A 21,829-nucleotide genomic window follows, 5' to 3' on the forward strand; every position below is an offset into this window, starting at 1 on the left:
TTTCCATACTAAATACGTTTTTGTTGAACTAATAGAAATTGGTTCAACTAAACTTCTTGAATATACTTTTTAACAACCAAACAGTTCCTAACATGAAAATTATCGATTTATCCAAACCTATACAGTACAATAAGCAAGATCCTTGGTTTATGAAAGTTACTATAAAACACAAAGCTCATCATAAAGCTAAATGGCTCATTCGAATATTAGGATTGCCTTTTAAATTATTCCCAAAAGGTTTTACAGGTTGGGCGGACGATACTATAAAAAACATGGGGGTCCACGCCACCACTCATATCGATGCTCCCTGGCATTATTCACCAACAACCAACGGTGAGAAATCAAAAACCATTGATGAAGTTCCTTTAGATTGGTGTTTCGGAGATGGTATCGTGATCGATATGAAACACAAAGTTGATTTTGACCCCATAACCGTAGAAGATATACAACAATTTTTAGAAGAGAATCAGTTGAAAATCCGCCCCATGATGATTATTCTAATAAAAACTGGTCGCGATAAATTAAATGGAAGTAAAGACTTTCATAAAAAAGGCACGGGTGTCAGTGCTAAAGCAACAGAATGGCTAATAGACCAAGGAATAAAAGTAATGGGAATCGATTCATGGGGTTGGGATCTACCACTACCCTACATGATACAAAAAGCAAAAGAGACCAAAAATTCTGAGTTATTTTGGGAAGCTCATTTAGTGGGAAAAAATAAAGAATATTGTCACATGGAACAATTGGTAAACCTAGATGCTTTACCTATAACTGGGTTTAAAATTGCCGTTTTTCCTTTAAAAATAGTAGGCGCATCGGCTGCTCCTGCAAGAGTCGTTGCCATGCTCAATTAAACTTTTTTGTAAAATAGGTGTCTTATTAATATGGAAATAAGACATCTTCAACATTTATACCATAGAATTGGGTTTGGAATTACACCAAAACAGTTACAAAACATCAATAACTTATCTAAAGAAGAAGTTCTTGATCTTATTTTTCAATCATCAAAAAATTATACACCTATTCAGGTAGACACTTCGTTTTTAACCAACCTCAGTAAAAAGGATGTAAAAAACAAAAGAAAACGAAAAGAGTTAATGAAAATTAGCCGAAAAAAAATTGTAACATTAAACCAATCTTGGTTGCAACGGCTATACAATCCAACAGCATTATTAAGAGAAAAAATGACCTTGTTTTGGGCCAATCATTTTGTTTGTGAAGACAAAAACATTTTGTTTGCTGAACGATATAATAACACCTTAAGAAAACATGCTTTAGGTAATTTTAGAACTTTTGTAAAAGTCATTTCTAAAGAACCTGCCATGTTAAAATACCTCAACAACAAACAAAATAAGAAACGAAAACCCAATGAAAACTTTGCACGCGAACTTATGGAGCTCTTTACATTAGGGCAAGGAAATTATACAGAAAAAGATATTCAAGAAAGTGCTAGAGCGTTTACGGGTTATAACCACAGCTTTTATGGTGAATTTAAATTGCGAAGAAAACAACATGATAACGGTCAAAAGGTGTTTTTTGGGGAAGCTGGAAATTTCGACGGAGATGACATCATTGATATCATTCTTAAACAAAAACAATGTGCTAAATTTATCTGTGAAAAAATATACCGTTATTTTGTCAATGAAACACTTGATTATAAACACATAGACGAAATGATCTCTGTGTTTTTTCCGAGCTATAATATCGAAAAACTAATCCGATTTGTTTTAGCTTCTGATTGGTTTTACGAAGAAAAAAATATCGGCACCAAAATAAAATCTCCGATTGAACTTTTAGTAAGCTTACATACAATTGTGCCTTTCTCTATCCCCAACAGAAAACACAGTTTACTAATTCAGAAACTACTAGGGCAGGTTTTATTGTATCCTCCAAACGTCGCTGGATGGAAAGGAGGTAAAACATGGATTGATAGCAACACGATTGTTACCAGATTACGCCTACCATCAGTGCTTTTAAACAATGCGGAAATAACTTATTCTGATAAAGGAGATTTTAAAGAAGATATCAAAAATTTAAATTCTAAAAAACTTAGAAAAAAAGCATTTATAAAAGCCAATGCAGATTGGTATGCGTTTGACATCAACTATGCCACACGTTCTAATGACAATTTAATTTCAGATATTATTATTAGCCCAATACATCAAGGTACTTTAAATCTGTTGCAACAAAGCGTTTCAGTCTCAAAAAAAGATTTCTGCGTACAATTATTATCATTACCTGAATTTCAGTTATGTTAAAACCCAACGAAAAATGGATAGACGAAATTTTATAAAGAGAACATCACTAGCTACGGGAGGTCTATTTTTTATACCCCAATTTGTAAAAGCATTTGAACAACATGCCAAACATCTATTTAGCAATAAAAAAGTGGTTATTATTCAGCTTAAAGGCGGTAATGACGGATTAAATACGGTTGTTCCGTTCAGGAATGATATCTATTATCAAAAAAGAAATGGTATCGCTATCGCAAAAAAAAGTACACTACAATTAAATAGTGAAGTAGGTTTACACCCAAGCTTAGAGCCGCTAAAAAAATTGTATGATAAAGGATACCTCAGTATCATCAATAATGTCGGATATCCCAACCCTAATCGTTCACATTTTCGTTCCACTGATATTTGGCAAACTGCAAGTGACAGTAACGAATACCTCCAAAGTGGATGGATCGGTAGGTTTTTGGATACCACAAAAGCAAAACCTTATAAGGCTATAGAGGTTGATGAAAGTTTATCATTAATGCTCAAAGGAACCCATCAAAATGGATTGGCGGTAACTAACCCTAAATTATTATATCAATCGCTAAAGCAACCTTTCTTTAAGGATGTTTTACACCATTATAACGATGCTCATTTAAGTGAACACAACCTTGGGTATCTATACAATACCATGATTAATGCAAGTTCTTCAGCAAAATATATTTATGAAACAAGTAATACCCATAGATCATCCGTACATTATCCTAAAAATGTATTTGGAAAACAATTAAAAACAATTGCCGGGTTTATAAATTCTGGTTTAGATACTCAAGTGTTCTATGCTGCTTTAAGTGGATTCGACACGCACGCTAATCAAAGTAATAAACAAGCTCGTTTATTAAAACTATATGCCGAAAGTATAGACCGTTTCATCAGTGATTTAGATGATTCTGGTACATTTGATGATGTACTCATTCTTACTTTTTCTGAATTTGGTAGAAGAGTTCAACAAAATGCCGCCAATGGCACCGATCACGGTACTGCAAATAATGTTTTTATTCTAGGAAAACATCTGAAAACTCAAGGTTTGTATAATAGCTTAACTGATTTAACTGACTTAGATGCGAATGGTGATGTACGCTATGAAATTGACTTTAGGGAAATTTACGCCACCATACTAGACAAATGGTTACAGGTTGATGACACCAAAATATTGAACAGAAAATTCTCTAAACTTAATTTTATATAATCCCATTAATTTCCCGATCATAATTGTTCATGACACATATCAATGAATATTAACAAGCTTTTAATACACATAATATAATTAAAGAGATATTTCAAAATTCCAATCGGTATAGCAATAGCTTAATTATACTTCACCTTACGTAAAACACGCATAGCTTCTTTATACTTTACGTAAGTCGATTTATCTTCTAAGTTACGAATATAGTCTTTAGCTTTCTTTAGTTGTTCTGAAGCCTCTAAGAATCCGTTTAAATAACAAATCAAATATGATGTTGGTAGTCTTAAAACATCTTCGTGTTCAGTAACAGAGAGGGAAATGTTTTTTTCTATTTTTGATATTATCATATTGTTGTTGTTGTAAATATGATGCAGAATTTTTTTATCAAACTGAGGTGGATGAAATAAAAACTCAGAGGCGATATCATGGATACCGTTATCTTTAAAATGAATGATTGTTTTCTCTAGCGGATAATGCTTGTGCGTTTTATCTATTCCTAACATTATATATTCAGTTATGATAAACGAATTTTCGTTATATGATATCTGAACATCATCTAAATCTGAGTAAAACAAACGAACTTGCTCGTTTACTAGCTCAATATCAACTCTGGAAAAATAAACTTCATTATTTACTATTGTTTTTTTTCCTGCCCAACACAACACAAATTGCTCTTTAAACACCTTATATTTCGGGGTAAATTCTTTTTTGTGACGATTAAAAAAGTTGAAAACTCCATCTAAGGTCAATTCTATATTGTTACGAGCGTTTTTCTCTATCGCTTCTACAATAAGTCGGTTTGTGTTTTTTAGTTCAAAATTGCCTTCTATAGGCATAGAATTGCTCCCTCTTCTATAGAAAACAGTTCCTTTCGAGTATTTCCATGCTGTTTTTGCAAAAAAGGTATTAGCACTATTGGGGTAGATGGTTACCAACCCCACTACTTTATGTCGTGGTAAACGAGGAAATGGAACATTTTCATATTCAATTTTAGGTGGATTACGAAGATAAGCATTCACTAGATTTTGAATTTTACTATCATCAAAAAAATCAACACCAACAATTTTATTGTTTTCATCTTCAACGCCAATAACAATGAACGAATTATTGTCAGGGTTTGAATTAGATAAGGCACAAACATGCTTTAAAAACTTCGCTTTTCCTTCCTTTGAATGCAATGATATTTTTTGCTTCTTATCGTAAAAGCTGTTTTCATCATTTTTAGAAAGTAAATTCTTTATCAAAAGCCTTTTATTAATCATAATTTAAGGTACTTTATGTCCTTGACTTGCCACTAACAAAGCAAACCAATCTTCTGTTTGTAACTGAATTGTTTGGGCTTTCACTGCTTCTCTAATTCTTTCTTGTTTTGTTGTTCCGATTACTGGGATTACCCCAGAAGGATGTTTATACAACCACGCTAAGAGCACCTGATTTTCACTAGCCTCATATTTTACACATAAATCCTTTAGTTTTTCTCTAATCCGAGAAGATTGTGGTGTCTTTTCTTTAAAGTAACTACCCAAAGGACTCCAAGCCATAGGCGTTATTTTATGCAATTGAATCTGATCTAAACTGCCATCTAACATACTCGAAAACTGGGTTAATGAAATTTCTATTTGATTAACCGATACCGTTGTTTTACTGGCTATTAATTCGGTTTGACACGGGGTGAAATTAGAAACACCAAAATCAACTATTTTCCCTTGTAATTTTAATTTATGTACGGCTTCAGCAATGTCATCAGCATGCATTAATGGACTTGGTCTGTGAAGTAATAACAAGTCTAGATATTCAGTTCGTAAATTTGCCAATGTTTCTTCTACGCTCCAAATAATATATTCTTTTGAATAGTCATAGTACTTTACGCTATTAGGTCTAGCTTTACCAATATACTGAATACCACATTTTGAAATTAATTGAATATGATCTCTTTCAATCGAAGCTGCTTGTAAAGCCTTTCCAAAATCGGCTTCTGTGGTATAATCTCCATAAATATCTGCATGATCAAAGGTGGTAACTTCATTTGCTACACAAGCATGAATTAAACTCGTCATTTCTCCCGTATCGAGGTTTTTACCCCACCTTCCCCAAGTCATACATCCCGCTATCGTTTTTGAATAGTTATTCATTTTTATGTAACATAGTGGCACTGGCTTGCGCAGTTGGGTACACAATTAAATCTTCAATGTTCACATGATAAGGCCTTGTCACTACAAAATGAATAATATCTGCAATATCTATAGCTTGTAATGCTTTGTAGCCTTGATACACTGTTTTAGCTCTATCGGTATCTCCTTTGAAACGAACTTCTGAAAACTCGGTTTCAACGAGCCCTGGGTGAATGGCACAAACACGAATATTATGTTGATTCAAATCTAAACGCATTCCTTTATTAAGTGCATTTACAGCAAATTTTGACGCACAGTAAACATTTCCATTAGGATACACTTCTTTCCCTGCAATAGAACCAATATTTATAATAAACCCATTGTTACGCTGAATCATTTGAGGAATTATTGCCTTAGAAACGTATAACAATCCTTTTACATTTCCGTCGATCATAGCATCCCAATCTTCAATACTTCCCTCTTGAATAGCACTCAATCCATGAGCGTTACCCGCATTATTAATTAAAACATCTATTTCCTTAAATTCAATGGGCAAGCTATCAATAGCTGTTTTCACTTGATCTTTATAACGCACATCAAACTGTAATGTATGTACGTTTACATATCTAGAAAGTTCTTCGCGTAAGGCATCTAATTTTTCTAGACGTCGTCCGCAAAGGATTAAGTTTATATTGTTTCTAGCAAAAAGTTGAGCGGTAGCCTTTCCTATCCCTGATGTTGCTCCAGTTATAAAAGCAGTCTTTATCATCGATTTTGTATTTTCCTATAAAGGTACTTTTTTTTATGTTAATACGATAGTATAAAAAAACCGCCCCTACCAGAGCGGTTTATTTCAATTGGTTATTAAAAATAACCAACCAAAAATCAACTAACCAAACTTTATTTTAAAATTCTTCTTTTTACCGTATTCCTTTTAATTTTAGTACGCTTTCTTCCACTGTTTCTTACCGCTGGTTTTGTACTTTTCCCATCACTTTCTTTTAAGTACTGAATAAACCCTCTTCCAGAAAAAGTATATACTGTTTCAGAACTTAAGTGATACAGCTGTATTGTCCCGTCATTAATAACGCTTAATTCAAATTTCTCAGTATCTCCGATGTCATAATTAAGTGTTAAAATTTTAAGATTATCGTATCCATAAACATCCGCAACTTCATACCCTCCTACAAAATCCCAAGATAAATTATCAATATTCGTGCCAAATGGATCGTGAGAAGAGTAAAATGTAACGTTGTTTTCTGGCGTAAATTGCAAAAAATGCTCTTCATCGAATACATTAGGTACACCTCCAGTTGTATTGGTTCTTTCCCATGCTATATATTCTTGTAAAAAATATTCTATATTATCATAAAAAAGCATATCATAATCGAAATTATTTCTTTGATATCCTATTAAATAATAGCTAACATTTTGAGATAAACAATCTATTCTAATTTCATTATTTGATAATTGTACAACCTCAAAATCATAGTTTCCATCTAATATATGTCTACTCTCCAAAACAGCATTATAAGTTGTATAATTCCCTACATAAATCCCAAGTCCGTTCCCTGTTTTTCCTATGTCAACAATATTGTTATTTGCATACATTCTTCCATTTAGAAACGACATTGTAAACGCCCTTGAAACAAACGGAACATCTCCTAAGCCTTGTGTTCTATGATAGTCTATATACCATAAATCATAACTCGACATTAACTCGTTTAATGAAATCGTATCCTCTATATATTCATCGTTAACCACAACACAAGAAGTTAACATGGTTCCAGTTATCAATAGTAACAATAGTAATTTTAAACGTCTCATAAGTGTCCTCTTTATGGTTATCTCTATCACCTTTACAAATTGCGTGCCAAAAAATTAAAACCCCACAATTTCAATACCATTTCAACTGTTATCAAGATCAATCTACAGCTAATACATTTACCATTTGAATTTACCGTAAATTCAAACAATAACTGGTATAATACCATGTATGAGCTCCAAAAAAAAGCTGCCTCAAATGAGGCAGCTTAACAAATATTATTATTATTATTATTAAGTTTAAAACTTATAATTAACGCCTAAACCAAAAACTTCTCTTGTTTGAAAACCTTCAAAGGCATTATCATCATAAATAGTTTGCAAAGCTAAGTTGGCAGACAAGTACTTGTTAATTTTCATAACAACATTAATCGTGTAGTCAATATCTACATTTTGAAACTCATCTAAATAATTGGCATATAAATTTAAAATGTTTTCAACAGATACATTCTCCATTAAATCAAACTTATAATAACCATTAACAGCCGCACCTAACTCATAACGCATCGTTTTTCCAGGCTCAACACCGAAATAACTAGCTCCTGCTGGTAAATTCGCGGTAAAGTCATCATCAACAACTACTAGTTTAGAAGTAGCAGGCGCAATATTCACCTTTAAATTATCTGATTTTTTCCACAACATACCAGGACCTAACTGGAAGTATGCAGGTGAGAAAAAATGAGATTCTTGTACTCCATTAACGTCTGTTGACGACATTTGAGTTTTAAAGTTAAAGAATACTGAATAATACCAGTAACCAGAGGCTTTTTTACCAGCCAAAGAGTTAATTTCAAAACGATCATCTGTTTTTTGAGCATCTTCTCCTTTTAATTTCGTCAAACCATATGAAGCAATTATTTTATTATCCCAAGTCCAATCCCCTTTCACATAATTAAAATCATAATTTAAACCAAATGTTCCCGAAACATTGTTGGTTCCACCAGCTAACCAGTTTTTAAATGCCGACTGATTGAACAGAAGAGAAATATTCCCGCCTTTTTTCCATCCATCTTTCGGTTCTTCTTTTTTTTCTTGAGCTTTTGTTACCATCGCTCCAAATAAAATTGCAATAGCTAAAATTTTTTTCATTTTTATTATTTTATTTTTGATTCCTATCTGTAAAATTACATTTATACTTAATGTAAGACAACTTTATTCTGTATTAAGTCACTTTTTGTGAAAAATATAATTTAACCCTAATCCAAAAACTTGTTTAAACTGAATCTTACTCGATGCATTATCATCGATTATCGTATGGAATCCTAAATTTGTTGAAAGGTTCTTGTTAATCTTAATAAAAAATCGAAGTTGATAATCAATATCAACATTTTGTGGTTTGTTTAGATAATCAGAGTACATGGCTACTATATGCTCCATGGTTACATCTTTCATAGGACTAAATTTAAAATACGCCGATAAATTAAACCCTAATCCAAAAATAGAATTATCACCTTCATTAACACCATACTTTCCTGAAAACTCATCAGAAACAAAAGTGAATCTGGCCGTAGCAGGGGCTATGTTTATTCGAGCGTTGTTAGATTTCTTCCAAAGCATCCCTGGCCCAAAGCTCCAATAAGCAGGAGATAATAAATCTGAAATTGCTTCTATTGGTGTTTTTTTATAGTCGTATCCTCTAGTGTATTGCGTTTTAAAGTTGCTGAAAAACGAGAAAAACCAGTATTTGTCGGCATTTAAACCTAAGATGGAATTGTATTCAAACTGGTCATCCGTTTTTCTTGTTCCTTGCTCTCCAACATAACTTAGGCCATAAGTTGATAGTATTCTATTATCCCACCTCCATCTGTTTTTTTTGTAATTAAAATTGTAATTAATCGCAATGTCTCCTGCAATAGTAGTACTTCCTCCTGCCGCCCAGTTAGAAAAAGAAGACTGATTAAGTAAAAACGTGAGCTTCCCTGTAATACTCCAGCTTGCTGGGATACTATCTTTTTTTTCTTCTGAAAAACACACTATAGAATAACTCGCAAAGAGCATAAAAAGAACTGTTCTCATTCTACTATTACGTTACGGAATTGGGGATTTTAATTATTTTCTTTTAAATAACGGTACTGTCGAGCAAGCCTCACCATACATAATGGTTTTCGCTACAGGTTGAATTTTTTGTATCAATAAGGTGTACGCAGAAGAAGGAATAGGTTTATTAGTACATCCTTTTATGATTATTGGCTTGTCTTTAAATTTCACTATATCAAGCCCGCCTAAGACTTCTTGATATAGCACTGTTTCAAGTAATTCTAAATCGCCAATGACTACTTTTTTGGCATACGGAGACAATGCTGCGGCTACTAACAAAAACGCCCATGAAGGAATAATAGCATCTGTGCTGCATGTTAACGCAACATACGAATCTTTAAATTGAGACCATTCTTGATTTTTAACTTCATTTCTAAAGTCTTTCTCTTTTAAAATTAGACCTTCATAAAGCCAATCTTTAATATCAAAAACAACCCTTTTCCCATCAGGGTAAAAGTCCTCAAGATCAATTGTAACCAATTTACTATTCGCTACCCTATTTATAATTTCTCCAGCCATTTGCTTCTATAAAAGTCCTAATTCTAACTTTGCCTCTTCACTCATCATTTCTTGCGTCCAAGTAGGGTCGAAAGTAATTTCCACCTCACAATTATTTATTTCTTTCAAGGTTTTTACTTTTTCCTCAACTTCAACTGGCAATGTTTCAGCGACAGGACAATTCGGTGAGGTCAATGTCATTAAAATTTTAGCATCGTTTTCCTCTGAAACAAACACATCATAAATTAATCCTAATTCATAGATATCTACCGGTATCTCTGGGTCAAAAATTGTTTTTAAAACACGAACTATTTTGTCTCCTAATTCTTCTAAATTTTCTTCTGTCATATATTGGCGGTTTTAGTTTGTTAGTTTAGATTGTTGCGCTATTGCGTACATTTTAATCTGCTTTATCATAGACACCAAACCATTTGCTCTGGTTGGACTTAAATGTTCTTTTAAACCAATTTCATCTATAAAACTAGTATCCGCATCTAAAATAGCTTTTGGTGTCTGCTCAGAAAACACCCTCAATAATAAAGCCACAATTCCTTTTGTTAAAATGGCATCGCTATCTGCCGTAAATTTGACAGCATCGTTATCTAGCTCTGAATGTAACCAAACTTTAGACTGACATCCTTTTATTAAGTTCTCATCTAGTTTGTAGGCTTCCTCTATTATGGGTAGTGATTTTCCTAATTCTATGATATATTCATAGCGCTCCATCCAGTCTTCGAACATCGAAAACTCATCAATAATTTCTTCTTGTATTTCTTTGATAGTCATTTTTTAAAACTATTTTTGCATATTCAAAGGATTAATTCTTGTATTTAAGGGTACAAAATTACGATAAAAAAGGCATTTTTTTATCGATTGAATAGAATAGTAAACATAATTATTAATTTTTGTTAGGTTTTATTAAGAAACCTGACTAATTGTAACAAAATTCTCTCTTTACAGAGAGTTTAATTTTATTTTTATGAGTAAATTATTAACAGTAGGTACCGTAGCTTTTGATGCCATTGAAACTCCTTTTGGAAAAACGGATAAAATCTTAGGAGGATCAGGAACTTTTGTTAGTTTGGCTGCCTCACAGTTTGGTGTTCAAACAGGCGTGGTGTCGGTAGTTGGCGGCGATTTTCCTCAGTCTTACTTAGATATGATGGAAAGCAAAGGGATAAACACTGAAGGAATTGAGATCGTTAAAGAAGGCAAAACATTTTTTTGGAGCGGTAAATATCATAATGATATGAATTCTCGTGATACGTTGGTAACAGAGCTAAACGTTTTAGAACATTTTAAACCGGTAGTACCTACAGAATTTAAAAATGCTGAAATTGTAATGCTTGGAAATTTACATCCATTAACTCAGGCATCAGTACTAGATCAAATGGATAAACGTCCAAAATTAGTTGTGCTAGACACTATGAATTTTTGGATGGATATCGCTTTAAATGATTTACATGACGTTTTAAAGCGAATAGATGTAATTACCATAAATGACGAGGAGGCAAGACAATTAAGTGGAGAATATTCACTGGTGAATGCAGCAAAGAAAATTCATCAGATGGGACCTAAATTTGTGGTCATAAAAAAAGGAGAACACGGAGCTTTATTATTCAACCAAGGAAAAATGTTTTTTGCTCCTGCTTTGCCTCTAGCAGAAGTTTTTGATCCTACAGGAGCTGGTGATACCTTTGCTGGTGGATTTTGCGGTTACCTCACCAAAACTGGAGATATTTCTTTTGAAAACATGAAAAACGCTATTATTTACGGTTCGAATCTAGCTTCTTTTTGTGTAGAAAAGTTTGGCACCCAACGAATGGAAGCGCTTTCAAAAGAAGAAATTCAGAATCGATTAAAAGCATTTAAAGAATTAACGCAATTCGATATAGAGTTAGAATAATAATTCCGCAGGTTAACTGCGGTTTTTTTTTATATAAAAAACACAACAAACAGAACTAAAGAATTTTATAGATGAGCGACACTTTAAAGCATGAATGTGGTATAGCAATGGTACGGTTATTAAAACCGTTAGAATACTATAAAGAAAAGTACGGTACCGCGTTTTATGGAGTTAACAAAATGTACTTACTAATGGAAAAACAGCACAATCGTGGTCAGGACGGTGCTGGTATGGCTAGTATAAAATTTAATGTAGAACCAGGAACAAGGTACATTAGTAGAATTCGTTCAAACAAATCACAACCTATTCAAGATATTTTTGGCCAAATTAACCAACGTGTTAATGAAATTCTTGAAAAGAACCCTAGTAAAATGGACGATATCCAATGGCAAGAAGAAAACATGCCATATATTGGAAATTTATTTTTAGGACATGTTCGTTATGGTACTTTTGGTGGAAATAGTATAGAAAATGTACATCCTTTCTTACGTCAGAGTAACTGGCGTCACCAGAGTTTAATCATTGCTGGTAATTTTAACATGACCAATTCAAGTCAGTTAATGAAAGAATTAATTGATTTAGGGCAACACCCAAAGGAATCTACGGATACCGTTACTGTCATGGAAAAAATCGGTCATTTTCTAGAAGATGAAGTGGCTGAAACTTATTTGAAAGCAAAAGAAGAAGGCTTGAATAAAAAAGATGCTTCTGCTTTTATTGAAGAACATTTAGATATACAACGAATTTTAAAGCGTTCATCAAGAAACTGGGATGGCGGCTATGCAATGGCTGGTTTATTGGGTCATGGAGATGCCTTTGTATTAAGAGATCCTTCTGCAATTCGCCCTGCCTTTTATTACCAAGACGACGAAGTTGTAGTGGTTGCCTCTGAACGCCCTGTGATTCAAACCGTGTTCAATGTAAAAATTGATGCGATTAAAGAAATAGAAAGAGGTCATGCGCTAATTATCAAAAAAAACGGAAAAACCACCATGACTCCTGTTATGGAACAACGTCCGAAAAAAGCCTGCTCTTTTGAACGTATCTATTTTTCAAGAGGAAGTGATGCCAGTATTTATACAGAGCGTAAAAACCTTGGTAAATACGTTTTTCCAGAAGTATTAAAATCTATTAATAGTGATATTGAAAATACCGTTTTTTCATATATCCCTAATACTGCTGAGACTTCTTTCTTCGGGATGATGGAGGCCGCTGAAGATGTGCTAAACCAACAAAAAACAGATGCTATTTTAGCTGGAGGAGGGAAGTTATCGAAAGAAAGAGTTATCGAAATTCTATCAACGCGACCTCGTTTTGAAAAAATAGCCATCAAAGATGCTAAATTAAGAACCTTTATTACCGACGATAGCAGTAGAGATGACTTGGTTGCCCACGTCTATGACGTAACCTACGGAGTTGTAAAACCTACTGATAATTTGGTAATTATAGATGATAGTATTGTTAGGGGTACCACCTTAAAGAAAAGTATTATTAAAATATTAGATCGTCTACACCCTAAAAAAATAGTAATCGTTTCTTCTGCTCCACAAATTCGTTACCCTGATTGCTATGGTATTGACATGGCAAGAATTGGTGATTTCATTGCCTTTAAAGCAGCCTTAGAGTTGCTTAAAGAAACGAATCAATACCACGTAGTTTACGATGTATATCAAAAGTGCATTGCCCAGCAAAACAATAACGATACAGACATAGTCAACTATGTAAAAGAAATTTACGCTCCTTTTAAAACTGAGCAAATTTCTGGAAAAATTGCTGAGATGCTAAAAACTCCTGAAATTAAAGCTAACGTAGAGGTTATTTACCAACCAGTTAGCGAATTACATAAAGCTTGTCCAGATAATTTAGGCGACTGGTATTTTACGGGTGACTATCCTACCGATGGTGGTCATAGGGTTGTAAACCAGGCTTTTATTAATTTTTATGAAGGAAATGACAAAAGGGCTTATTAAAAAACAAGCTCCATACTATCTTAAAAAGAATATCCAACTCATGGATATTCTTTTTTATTTTACACTCCATCAAATCTCTTATTTCTATAAAAATCTGATAGAAATCGTTAAACTAATTTTTCCCGATTAACACTGGAAACTAATACATCTAAACGGCATTATGAGGTAATGACAGCGCCATAAGACTTATTAAAGTTTCGGATAACCAATTACTCGCAATGACAACCACACCCCTACAAACCTCATATATCTTTTTTTACCTTTATTTGAATTCTAACAATATATTTGTTTCTTTGTTCTACTTTTTTTCATAACTTTACCTAAATCAAGGTTTTAAAACAATTGCTAGTCCGATTAAATTGCTAATTCGATAAAATTTTAAACCTTTACAAACTTTTTAAATGTACTTTGTTATGATACAAATAATAATTTTGCGTAAAAGCGGTCATAAAGCTATGGGTGACCCCAAAAAAAACATAGACAAGAAAAATAAGACTAAATGCTATTAACATGATAAAAGTTATACTGATTCTAGTGGCGTTTGTTATAAAATTTATTTTAATCTGGAAATTTTTGGCTTAAACAAAATGTGAAACTTGATGAAAAGAAATGATTAGGGATTACTTGATGCTTCAAAGTTTTACAGTGAAGTGATTATTGGAAAGAATTGTTATAAAAAAACAATATATTTGAAATACCGGTAACGAATATTTCTCATAACTTTCACAATAAAATGATAAAAAAAAATAGCACATATTTTCATCCTGATTTGAAAAAATCAGGATTTTTTTTAGTTTTACTGTCCATTTTATTATTGGGTTGTAATTCAAGGAAAACCAAAACTATGACGTCAAAAATAGTAGTTGCTCATAGAGGTGCTTCAGGATATTTACCTGAACACACCATGGAAGCCAAAGCGATGGCCTATGCCATGAAACCAGATTATATAGAGCAGGATTTAGTACTAAGTAAAGACAATATCCCTATTGTTATACATGACATTTATCTAGACGATGTAACAAATGTTGCCACGATTTTTCCAAATAAAAAGCGAGCTGATGACCGTTATTATGTTATCGATTTCACATTTGAAGAATTACAACGACTACAGGTAACAGAGCGGTTTAACCCGAAAACAGGCGAACAGTTTTATCCAAACCGCTTTCCAAAAGAAAAGAGTAATTTTAAACTTCATTCTTTACAACAGGAAATAGAATTAATTCAAGGTTTAAATTATAGTTCTGGCAATAATATTGGTATTTATCCTGAAATTAAAAACCCTGTTTTTCATCATAAAAACGGAAAAGACCTTGCCAAAATAACGCTATCCATTCTATCGGACTACGGCTATACCACTAAAAACGACTTGTGTGTTTTCCAATGTTTTGACGCAAAAGAATTAGAACGTGTACGAACAGAATTACAGTCAGAATTATTCTTAGTCCAACTTATTGAATTTCCAGAGGAAACTAAACAACTTGCTCATTTTGCTAAGTATGCCAATGGCATCGGCCCTTGGTATAAACAAGTTCTAAACAAGAAAGAAAATGGTGTATGGACATTTACCAAATTAGTTGAAAAAGCACATCACCTAGGACTAAAAGTATATCCTTATACTTTTAGAGCTGATCAATTAGGTGAATTTGCTTCTTTCGAAGAAATGATGTACATATTATTGTATGAAGCTAATGTAGATGGTGCTTTTACAGACTTTCCAGACAAAATGGTTGACTTTTTAAACACGAACAAACTATCCATTAATTAAAACTGAGCCATATACATTCTTAAAATAAAGTATACTAAGGAGGTTTCTCTCCTATAATTTTTTACTTTTGTTTCATGAAGATTCAGCTACTTACTTTCGGGATTGCAAGAGATTTACTAAACACCTCTTCTATCGAAATAGAAGTTCCAAAGGAAACCTCTGTTAAAAATTTTAGACTCCTTTTAATAGAACAATTTTCTCCAATACAAAGTATGAATTCTTTTGCTATTGCCGTTAATGAAGAGTATGCTTCTGATAGCTTTATATTACAAGAAAACGATGTGGTCGCTATTATTCCGCCTGTCAGTGGTGGTTAGCCATATATACCGCTCTCTTTTTACCTCTGATTAAAATAACGGAACTAGCTACCTCGAAAAATTCAACTACGGATTCACCTTCTTTTCAAATCAACTACTTTTTCAAGTATTTTCCTACAAAAAAAGTTCCGAAAGGAATTAGCGACAACAAGCTAATAATTCCAAAAGTTTTCCCTTTCCAATTTAACTCGTATTTTAACATGATGGCTAGCATTATATACGCCACGAATAGAAGACCATGAGGCATGCCTAATAATTTCACATACTCAGGGTTTCCTTGCATATATTTGATTGGAACCGCTATAAAAAGTAATAAGATATAAGAAATTCCTTCTAAAAAACTAACTATCTTAAATATGTTTATCATGATGGTGTCTTTATAAATTCACGTGCAAAGCTATAGAAAAATTTCTTCCTGGCGCAGATATTCCCGAAGCAAACTCTTTGTAATGTTCGTCAAATAAATTATTAATATTGCCTTGTACAGAGACTTTAGGTGTTACTACATATTTCCCAAACAAACCTAAGGTTACCCAACTTGGAGTACCATAGTATTTATCAATATCTTCCTCAGCGTTTTCATCTATAACCGGTGTTTGAACGTGATTATCTATGCCTTCGCTAAGATTATAATCTTTAATATCTTTTTTTGCATTAAACACGAGATTTGCCCCTCCTTCAAATTTCTTATTGGTGTAATTCAATCCAAAATTCCCAAATAACGGTGGAATTGATGACATTGGTTCTTTCAAGTCATGGCTTTCTCCCTTAGTATAGGTAATAAATCCAGAAGTTTTCCAGTTTTCATGCAATTTCCCTTGATAACTGACCGTAAAACCAGTTATATAAGCGCCCCCTTTATTCACATTGGCTACAGTAGTTCCTTCCTCTCCATCAAACATGATAGTTGAACTTCCATTTAATTGAAATGCCTCTCTATATATATAATTCGTAAGTAATGTATAATAAACATTCGCTCCTATTCTAAACTTACGGTTATTAAAATATTTTTGTATTCCCATTTCAGCATTATATGCGTATTCCGGTTTTAGCGTAACATTCGGCACAGTTACATTGCCATTTTTTTCACGCACTTTCCCTACATCATCAATATTTGGCGATCGGAAACCTGAAGATACAACCGCGTTTAATTGCCAGGTTCTGTTTGGTTTGAACACATAGCCTATGGTTGCAGTTAATGCTGTATTGTTCAAACTAATATCATTGTCGGGTAATCTAATAAATTGTTCATCTACCCACTTCGCTGTTAAATTGGTATTTGTTAATCGCACTCCTGTATTCAAGGTTGATTTACTATCGATATCTTGCCTATAATCAATATACAACGCTGAACTTAGGTAGCTACTTCCACCATCTGCATACCTAGATTGCACCGCAAAATCACCGGTATATCCAATCACTTTACCATCTACTACATCCAATATTTTTCCATATGAATTAGATCCAACATCGTTATAGGCTACTTCAAATCCGTATCCTAAATTTCTTTGCTCTGCGAGCGGAACAGTAAAGTCTCCATTTAAGTTATAAACATTTACCGTTTCTTCTCTATATGATCTATCTAAGCTGCCAAATTTTCTTTGAATTCTACTTTCTTTAATATTTTGATAGGCTAGAGTGAACACTCCTTTATCTAACCATTTTTTCTTTGGAGCAATTTCCAACTGAGGTGATATTAATAAACGTTGCTGTGGTCCGTAGTGCCATTCAGCAAATTTCAAGGCTCCGTCTTTTAACTCGGTTAACCTATCAAAACGCGGCACATCTGATGAAGTAGAATATTGTATATTTATCTTTAAATCTGTCTTTTTTGACAAAGGAACATAGAATTTTTGTAACACATCTGTTTGATTAAACCCTGTGTTTTTTTGTACATTCTGATCAAGGTTTGCCGTGGGGTTTTCACTATAATTATCATTTGTATTGTCCGAATAAAAAGATACTTTACCCCAGTCATCAAATCCATGAGAACGATTTTTACCCATCGTTAAATCTCCAAAATCACTATGGGAAATACTGGTAAAAGAAGCCCAGTTTTTAAACTGTAATTCTGCAGATACCGTATTGGTTGTTTCATTATTGACACTGCTATACCTTGAGAATAAGGAACTTTTTACTTGGTTTTCATCAGACAACTTTGGTGTTTTAGTATAATAATGTATTACGCCACCCAAGGCATCTGAGCCATAAATTACAGAAGAAGGTCCAAAAACCACTTCAGTTCTTTCTAATAAGTTAGGCGAAACAGTAATTGAATTTTGCAAGTGCCCTTTTCTATAAATAGCATTGTTCATTCTCACACCATCAACCACCAATAAAACCCTATTACTTTCCATTCCTCTAAGTACAGGGCTCCCTCCTCCAAATTGAGATTTTTGAACTTTAATCCCTGGCACATTTGCCAGTAAATCCGCTGATGTTTGAGGAGATACTTTTTGAATTTGTTTACTTGTTATTACCGCAATTTGCTCTGCTATTCTGTTTGTTTTTTCACCATTCTTAAATACTGATAAGACCACCTCATCTAACTGTTCAGATTCTTTCGAAAGGTATACCTTATAATTGTTTAATTTTAAGATTCCCTTTTTTACCTGATGCTCTGCATAGGTAACATGTGAAAATATCAATATTTCATTTTTTACAAACCCAGAAACATCAACTATTCCATTTTCATTACTTATGGATGATTTTGATTTATCTGCGTTATATACCGCTACTGTTGGGATAACTTTCCCCGTTTCAGCATCGATAACGATGACCTCTTGCGAAAAGGCTGAGGATAATACTGTTAAAAAGAATACGACTATTATTTGTTTCATGGTGAACTAAACACAGTTTCTAAAATATCTAATGATTTCGGTTGTCTAAAACCCTCCAAATGTAATTCAAAATATTTAATTATAACTCGAAGGATGATCTGCCTTTCATTTTTATTAAAATAAATTACATCTATTGCATCAAAATTTATGCCTAAGAGCCTTTTTAGCAATGTTAATTCTTTGCCTCTCAATGACAGTTTTTCATACGTTATATCTGTAAAGTTTCCTTCAACTAAATTAAATGCTTCTTTTGTTGCTTGCGAAGTGTCTGGATAAAAACCTAAAAACCGTGTTAAGTTTAATAAAAATAGTAAATGAAAATTAGCTACATTTTTATGAGTGTCAAGCCAAATCAGTGCTGTTTCTATATAAATGTATAGTCCTTCATTCTTTTCTTCTTCTTGTATTATACTCGATAATACTTCAGACAAAAACATCACTATAGTTTGCTTTACAACCGAGGTGTGTATGGTATTATAAGGATGAATAACTTGTGCGTCTCTAATCGAATTAAGGGTGTTTTTATTATTATGGTTTGCTATAAGTTCTAATTGCGTTAATGGCTGAAAATATGCAGTCCTTAGTTTCCCTTTTTTGGATTTCAATACACCTTTTAGCATATATGATTTTACACCTTCTTCAAAAGTAAAACATTTGACTATAAGACTTGTATCACCGTATTTAATGGTGTTAAAAACAATCCCCTTTGTAGTAATAATTGCCATTAGTTAATAATTGCAATTTTTGTAGTTGATGTTTGGGAATTATCTTCGTTTGAAAGCAGTACTATATACACCCCTGAAGCCACTTTTGTTCCTGCCAAGTTTCGTTTATCCCATGTCACCTTTCCTCCGCTTAACTCCTGTCCTTCCACCACATTTGTTTCATAGACCAAGTTTCCGGAAACGTCTAAAATCTTCACATTCGTTCCTTTGGGTAAGTGGGTACCATTTCGACCATCAATAGTTACCATATTATGGTTTTTTAATACGGGGTTTGGATATGCATATACTTCTCCTAGTTCTTCTCCAAAAGGAGCTACCTTACTATCATAAGCCACCATCCCTTGGTTTGTAGCAAAATAGACCTTCCCGGTTGTGTCGTCAACTCGAATTTTCACAATTTTATTTGATGGTAGTGGGGAGTTGTCTTTATTAAAATTAGCCAATGTTTCTTTTCCACTAGGATTGGTATATAAAACGCCTCCAGTTTCTGTACCAAACCACTTATTATCACCACCATCTACTACGATCGTATTAATGGTTTGATCTCCTAACAGTCTTTTGGCAATCCCTTCATCTTCAATTATTACTGGCTCTGCGTCATTGATGTTGCTATCAAAAATTCCTAAAGCATTATTAAATACCACTAAACCTGTCAAGGTTCCTAACCAAATTCGATTATTTCTATCAACGGCAACTGTACGTACGTTTGCATTTGGTAAACTTCCTTTGGTTACTTCTGTTGTTAATGCCTTTTTCCTATCTCCATTTTCATTAAATGCATACACTCCATTCCGACGTGTACCAATCCAAACAGTATTGGCTCTATCAATTACCACCTCATTCATTCCGAATATCGAATTCAATGTTACGATAGGCTGTATATCAAAATTAGACCATTGCCCATCTGGTGATAACTTTTTTAGTCTTCTTGAAACACCAAGATTGGTTACCCATAAATTTCCTTGATTATCAAAAGCGGTTCCACCAATTCTTATGGTTACCCTATTGGGTAAATTGTTTTCTATGTCTTCTAACGGGCTATTCAATTGGTTGTAAAACGTTGTTATTTCATCATCTTCAACATGCAACAACCCACCTGTTAGCGAAGTGTTTATTAATGCTCCTGATACGTCTCCATACGAACTTATAAAAACTGAATTGTCTTTTGTTTTATCAATACTTATCGATATTAAATCGCCAAGTGGTTGTAGTGAGTTAAATGGTCTGTTTATCCAATCACTTCCATTAAAATGAGAATATCCACTTCTTTTTTGCAAAGGTGTATATGTTTCATTATAACCTCCATACACTACCCATAAATTATTATTATGTGCTTCAATCGAAAAAACATCATTAACCATTGGACCTTGAGGGTGTATTTCTTCGAAAATGGTACTTGAAGTGGTGGTTGTTTTTAAAATCCCATATTCTTTGGTTGCTAGATAAATTTCATTGTTCTCTTCAAAGGCTTCATGCAGGTTGAAATTAAATGTGGTTGTTTGGTTTACCTGAGTTATTTGATTAAAGTTTTGATTGAGTATTACAGCAGCTATATTTAGGGCGATAGTCAAACTATTCTGAGAGCTCTTTAAACCCTGAATTTCTTCTCCAAAAAATCTTATACTTGACATGATTGCCCCTTGAATGGTCACCAATTCAGGACCTCTAGAAGCGAGTAATTGATTGTTAAAAACAGTAATATTGGTGTAATTTCCAACAAATGCTAGTGTCCAATTATTAAAATCAATTAAATTCGGATTATTGATATCGGCCACATAAATTCCATGTTCTGTAGCGGCATAAATCTTATCATCAAAAACCGCAATTTGATTTATTTTTTCTTCTGTTGAACCTGCTCCAATGAAATAAGTATCTCCAAATTCTAAATTTTGAATATCATATACAACAATGGCAAAAGAAGTAGCTAAATACAGCTTATCATTATATTCATATATATGATTGATTCTTTTCTCTCCGGTTTGATTGAAGTTTGTTATTTCCGGCGATGTGGTGATTTTTCCATTTTCATCTATAATTTCAATTAATCCATCTTCATAACCAAGTATTAATCTGTTGAAGGCATTACTGTAATGAACTACCGATGTTGTTCCTCCAGACAGCCCATGTACCGATGATATTTTATGAATTTCATTATTTTGGATATTGTATACAAAAACTGCGTTATCAGTAACTGCATAAATTAGGTCTCCTGACTTAATAAAATCCTTCACATTGGTATAAGAAAACAAATCTTCCCATCGATCACTATAATCTGTTTGAGAAATTGCTTTAAGACACAAAAGTAACAGAAAAAATAGTATTATTTTTCTCATAAAAATTCAAAGATATTACTATTAACGGTAAAAACGGTACA

General features: G+C 33.2%; 20 protein-coding genes. 7 read left to right on the forward strand and 13 right to left on the reverse strand.

Translation table 11 applies throughout. The annotated features are described in order from the left end of the window. Window positions 1-92 precede the first annotated feature (92 nt). From AC2TDS_RS10665 to AC2TDS_RS10675, 3 genes are read left to right on the forward strand one after another with little or no spacing between them, the layout of a single operon-like run. Complete coding sequence (locus AC2TDS_RS10665; protein ID WP_484735571.1) at window positions 93-854, forward strand: cyclase family protein; 762 nt, start codon at window positions 93-95, stop codon at window positions 852-854. A gap of 30 nt (window positions 855-884) precedes the next feature. Beyond that, entirely contained in the window at window positions 885-2,258 is a 1,374-nt protein-coding gene (locus tag AC2TDS_RS10670; RefSeq protein ID WP_484735572.1) for a DUF1800 domain-containing protein, read from the forward strand. Window positions 2,259-2,271: 13 nt separating this feature from the next. Further along, window positions 2,272-3,465: a DUF1501 domain-containing protein gene (locus tag AC2TDS_RS10675; RefSeq protein ID WP_484735573.1), complete on the forward strand. Its 1,194-nt coding sequence runs from the start codon at window positions 2,272-2,274 to the stop codon at window positions 3,463-3,465. 119 nt (window positions 3,466-3,584) lie between these two features. On the opposite strand, the gene AC2TDS_RS10680 is transcribed toward AC2TDS_RS10675, so the two are convergent. The 9 genes from AC2TDS_RS10680 to AC2TDS_RS10720 all read right to left on the reverse strand — a co-directional run bounded on the left by AC2TDS_RS10680 (window position 3,585) and on the right by AC2TDS_RS10720 (window position 10,718). Beyond that, entirely contained in the window at window positions 3,585-4,724 is a 1,140-nt protein-coding gene (locus tag AC2TDS_RS10680; RefSeq protein ID WP_484735574.1) for an ATP-binding protein, read from the reverse strand. Window positions 4,725-4,727: 3 nt separating this feature from the next. Beyond that, on the reverse strand, window positions 4,728-5,594 hold the full coding sequence (locus tag AC2TDS_RS10685) for an aldo/keto reductase (protein ID WP_484735575.1): 867 nt from the start codon (window positions 5,592-5,594) through the stop codon (window positions 4,728-4,730). Then, the gene (locus AC2TDS_RS10690; RefSeq protein ID WP_484735576.1) at window positions 5,587-6,342 is read right to left on the reverse strand and encodes an SDR family NAD(P)-dependent oxidoreductase; all 756 of its coding nucleotides are present in this window, start codon (window positions 6,340-6,342) and stop codon (window positions 5,587-5,589) included. The genes AC2TDS_RS10685 and AC2TDS_RS10690 overlap by 8 nt, the downstream gene beginning before the upstream one ends. Before the next feature lie 131 nt (window positions 6,343-6,473). Continuing rightward, window positions 6,474-7,400 carry a hypothetical protein gene (locus tag AC2TDS_RS10695; RefSeq protein ID WP_484735577.1) on the reverse strand — a complete coding sequence of 309 codons (927 nt, stop codon included), beginning with the start codon at window positions 7,398-7,400 and terminating at the stop codon, window positions 6,474-6,476. 237 nt (window positions 7,401-7,637) lie between these two features. Continuing rightward, complete coding sequence (locus tag AC2TDS_RS10700; protein WP_484735578.1) at window positions 7,638-8,486, reverse strand: DUF3078 domain-containing protein; 849 nt, start codon at window positions 8,484-8,486, stop codon at window positions 7,638-7,640. 78 nt (window positions 8,487-8,564) lie between these two features. Beyond that, window positions 8,565-9,413, reverse strand: coding sequence for a DUF3078 domain-containing protein (locus tag AC2TDS_RS10705; RefSeq protein WP_484735579.1), 849 nt, complete (start codon window positions 9,411-9,413; stop codon window positions 8,565-8,567). A gap of 33 nt (window positions 9,414-9,446) precedes the next feature. Continuing rightward, entirely contained in the window at window positions 9,447-9,953 is a 507-nt protein-coding gene (locus AC2TDS_RS10710; RefSeq protein WP_484735580.1) for a DUF2480 family protein, read from the reverse strand. A gap of 6 nt (window positions 9,954-9,959) precedes the next feature. Then, on the reverse strand, window positions 9,960-10,280 hold the full coding sequence (locus tag AC2TDS_RS10715) for a DUF59 domain-containing protein (protein ID WP_484735581.1): 321 nt from the start codon (window positions 10,278-10,280) through the stop codon (window positions 9,960-9,962). A gap of 12 nt (window positions 10,281-10,292) precedes the next feature. Then, window positions 10,293-10,718 (reverse strand): SufE family protein, encoded by a 426-nt coding sequence (locus AC2TDS_RS10720; RefSeq protein WP_484735582.1) that lies wholly within the window; start codon window positions 10,716-10,718, stop codon window positions 10,293-10,295. 193 nt (window positions 10,719-10,911) lie between these two features. On the opposite strand from AC2TDS_RS10720, the gene AC2TDS_RS10725 reads away from it, so the two are divergent. From AC2TDS_RS10725 to AC2TDS_RS10740, 4 genes are all read left to right on the forward strand, one after another. Continuing rightward, window positions 10,912-11,838 (forward strand): PfkB family carbohydrate kinase, encoded by a 927-nt coding sequence (locus AC2TDS_RS10725; RefSeq protein ID WP_484735583.1) that lies wholly within the window; start codon window positions 10,912-10,914, stop codon window positions 11,836-11,838. Between the two features lie 71 nt (window positions 11,839-11,909). Continuing rightward, a complete protein-coding gene (locus tag AC2TDS_RS10730) occupies window positions 11,910-13,808 on the forward strand; it encodes an amidophosphoribosyltransferase (RefSeq protein ID WP_484735584.1) in 1,899 nt (632 codons plus the stop codon). A 733-nt stretch (window positions 13,809-14,541) separates the two neighbouring features. Further along, entirely contained in the window at window positions 14,542-15,573 is a 1,032-nt protein-coding gene (gene glpQ, locus AC2TDS_RS10735; RefSeq protein ID WP_484735585.1) for a glycerophosphodiester phosphodiesterase, read from the forward strand. A 74-nt stretch (window positions 15,574-15,647) separates the two neighbouring features. After that, window positions 15,648-15,890: a MoaD/ThiS family protein gene (locus AC2TDS_RS10740; RefSeq protein WP_484735586.1), complete on the forward strand. Its 243-nt coding sequence runs from the start codon at window positions 15,648-15,650 to the stop codon at window positions 15,888-15,890. Between the two features lie 94 nt (window positions 15,891-15,984). Here AC2TDS_RS10740 and AC2TDS_RS10745 read toward each other — a convergent pair whose 3' ends face one another. Genes AC2TDS_RS10745 through porZ form a run of 4 tightly spaced genes read right to left on the reverse strand, consistent with a single transcriptional unit; the run spans window position 15,985 to window position 21,788 of the window. Next, window positions 15,985-16,257 carry a DUF3817 domain-containing protein gene (locus AC2TDS_RS10745; RefSeq protein ID WP_484735587.1) on the reverse strand — a complete coding sequence of 91 codons (273 nt, stop codon included), beginning with the start codon at window positions 16,255-16,257 and terminating at the stop codon, window positions 15,985-15,987. A gap of 10 nt (window positions 16,258-16,267) precedes the next feature. Continuing rightward, window positions 16,268-18,730, reverse strand: coding sequence for a TonB-dependent receptor (locus AC2TDS_RS10750; protein WP_484735588.1), 2,463 nt, complete (start codon window positions 18,728-18,730; stop codon window positions 16,268-16,270). Continuing rightward, entirely contained in the window at window positions 18,727-19,455 is a 729-nt protein-coding gene (gene recO / locus AC2TDS_RS10755; RefSeq protein WP_484735589.1) for a DNA repair protein RecO, read from the reverse strand. Before recO ends, AC2TDS_RS10750 begins: the two co-directional genes overlap by 4 nt. Next, window positions 19,455-21,788 carry a type IX secretion system anionic LPS delivery protein PorZ gene (porZ, locus tag AC2TDS_RS10760; protein ID WP_484735590.1) on the reverse strand — a complete coding sequence of 778 codons (2,334 nt, stop codon included), beginning with the start codon at window positions 21,786-21,788 and terminating at the stop codon, window positions 19,455-19,457. Before porZ ends, recO begins: the two co-directional genes overlap by 1 nt. Between the last annotated feature and the right edge of the window lie 41 nt (window positions 21,789-21,829).

The sequence above is a fragment of the Tenacibaculum profundicola genome, from assembly GCF_057220795.1.

What these genes read in the sequence shown, in the direction of transcription:
- AC2TDS_RS10705 (WP_484735579.1), bottom strand. Translation starts at nt 9,413, where the DNA reads ATGAGAACAGTTCTTTTTATGCTCTTTGCGAGTTATTCTATAGTGTGT.
- AC2TDS_RS10720 (WP_484735582.1), bottom strand. Translation starts at nt 10,718, where the DNA reads ATGACTATCAAAGAAATACAAGAAGAAATTATTGATGAGTTTTCGATG.
- recO (WP_484735589.1), bottom strand. Translation starts at nt 19,455, where the DNA reads ATGGCAATTATTACTACAAAGGGGATTGTTTTTAACACCATTAAATAC.
- AC2TDS_RS10700 (WP_484735578.1), bottom strand. Translation starts at nt 8,486, where the DNA reads ATGAAAAAAATTTTAGCTATTGCAATTTTATTTGGAGCGATGGTAACA.
- AC2TDS_RS10710 (WP_484735580.1), bottom strand. Translation starts at nt 9,953, where the DNA reads ATGGCTGGAGAAATTATAAATAGGGTAGCGAATAGTAAATTGGTTACA.
- AC2TDS_RS10670 (WP_484735572.1), top strand. Translation starts at nt 885, where the DNA reads ATGGAAATAAGACATCTTCAACATTTATACCATAGAATTGGGTTTGGA.
- AC2TDS_RS10665 (WP_484735571.1), top strand. Translation starts at nt 93, where the DNA reads ATGAAAATTATCGATTTATCCAAACCTATACAGTACAATAAGCAAGAT.
- AC2TDS_RS10690 (WP_484735576.1), bottom strand. Translation starts at nt 6,342, where the DNA reads ATGATAAAGACTGCTTTTATAACTGGAGCAACATCAGGGATAGGAAAG.
- AC2TDS_RS10730 (WP_484735584.1), top strand. Translation starts at nt 11,910, where the DNA reads ATGAGCGACACTTTAAAGCATGAATGTGGTATAGCAATGGTACGGTTA.
- AC2TDS_RS10685 (WP_484735575.1), bottom strand. Translation starts at nt 5,594, where the DNA reads ATGAATAACTATTCAAAAACGATAGCGGGATGTATGACTTGGGGAAGG.
- porZ (WP_484735590.1), bottom strand. Translation starts at nt 21,788, where the DNA reads ATGAGAAAAATAATACTATTTTTTCTGTTACTTTTGTGTCTTAAAGCA.
- AC2TDS_RS10715 (WP_484735581.1), bottom strand. Translation starts at nt 10,280, where the DNA reads ATGACAGAAGAAAATTTAGAAGAATTAGGAGACAAAATAGTTCGTGTT.
- glpQ (WP_484735585.1), top strand. Translation starts at nt 14,542, where the DNA reads ATGATAAAAAAAAATAGCACATATTTTCATCCTGATTTGAAAAAATCA.
- AC2TDS_RS10750 (WP_484735588.1), bottom strand. Translation starts at nt 18,730, where the DNA reads ATGAAACAAATAATAGTCGTATTCTTTTTAACAGTATTATCCTCAGCC.
- AC2TDS_RS10675 (WP_484735573.1), top strand. Translation starts at nt 2,272, where the DNA reads ATGGATAGACGAAATTTTATAAAGAGAACATCACTAGCTACGGGAGGT.
- AC2TDS_RS10725 (WP_484735583.1), top strand. Translation starts at nt 10,912, where the DNA reads ATGAGTAAATTATTAACAGTAGGTACCGTAGCTTTTGATGCCATTGAA.
- AC2TDS_RS10695 (WP_484735577.1), bottom strand. Translation starts at nt 7,400, where the DNA reads ATGAGACGTTTAAAATTACTATTGTTACTATTGATAACTGGAACCATG.
- AC2TDS_RS10740 (WP_484735586.1), top strand. Translation starts at nt 15,648, where the DNA reads ATGAAGATTCAGCTACTTACTTTCGGGATTGCAAGAGATTTACTAAAC.
- AC2TDS_RS10745 (WP_484735587.1), bottom strand. Translation starts at nt 16,257, where the DNA reads ATGATAAACATATTTAAGATAGTTAGTTTTTTAGAAGGAATTTCTTAT.
- AC2TDS_RS10680 (WP_484735574.1), bottom strand. Translation starts at nt 4,724, where the DNA reads ATGATTAATAAAAGGCTTTTGATAAAGAATTTACTTTCTAAAAATGAT.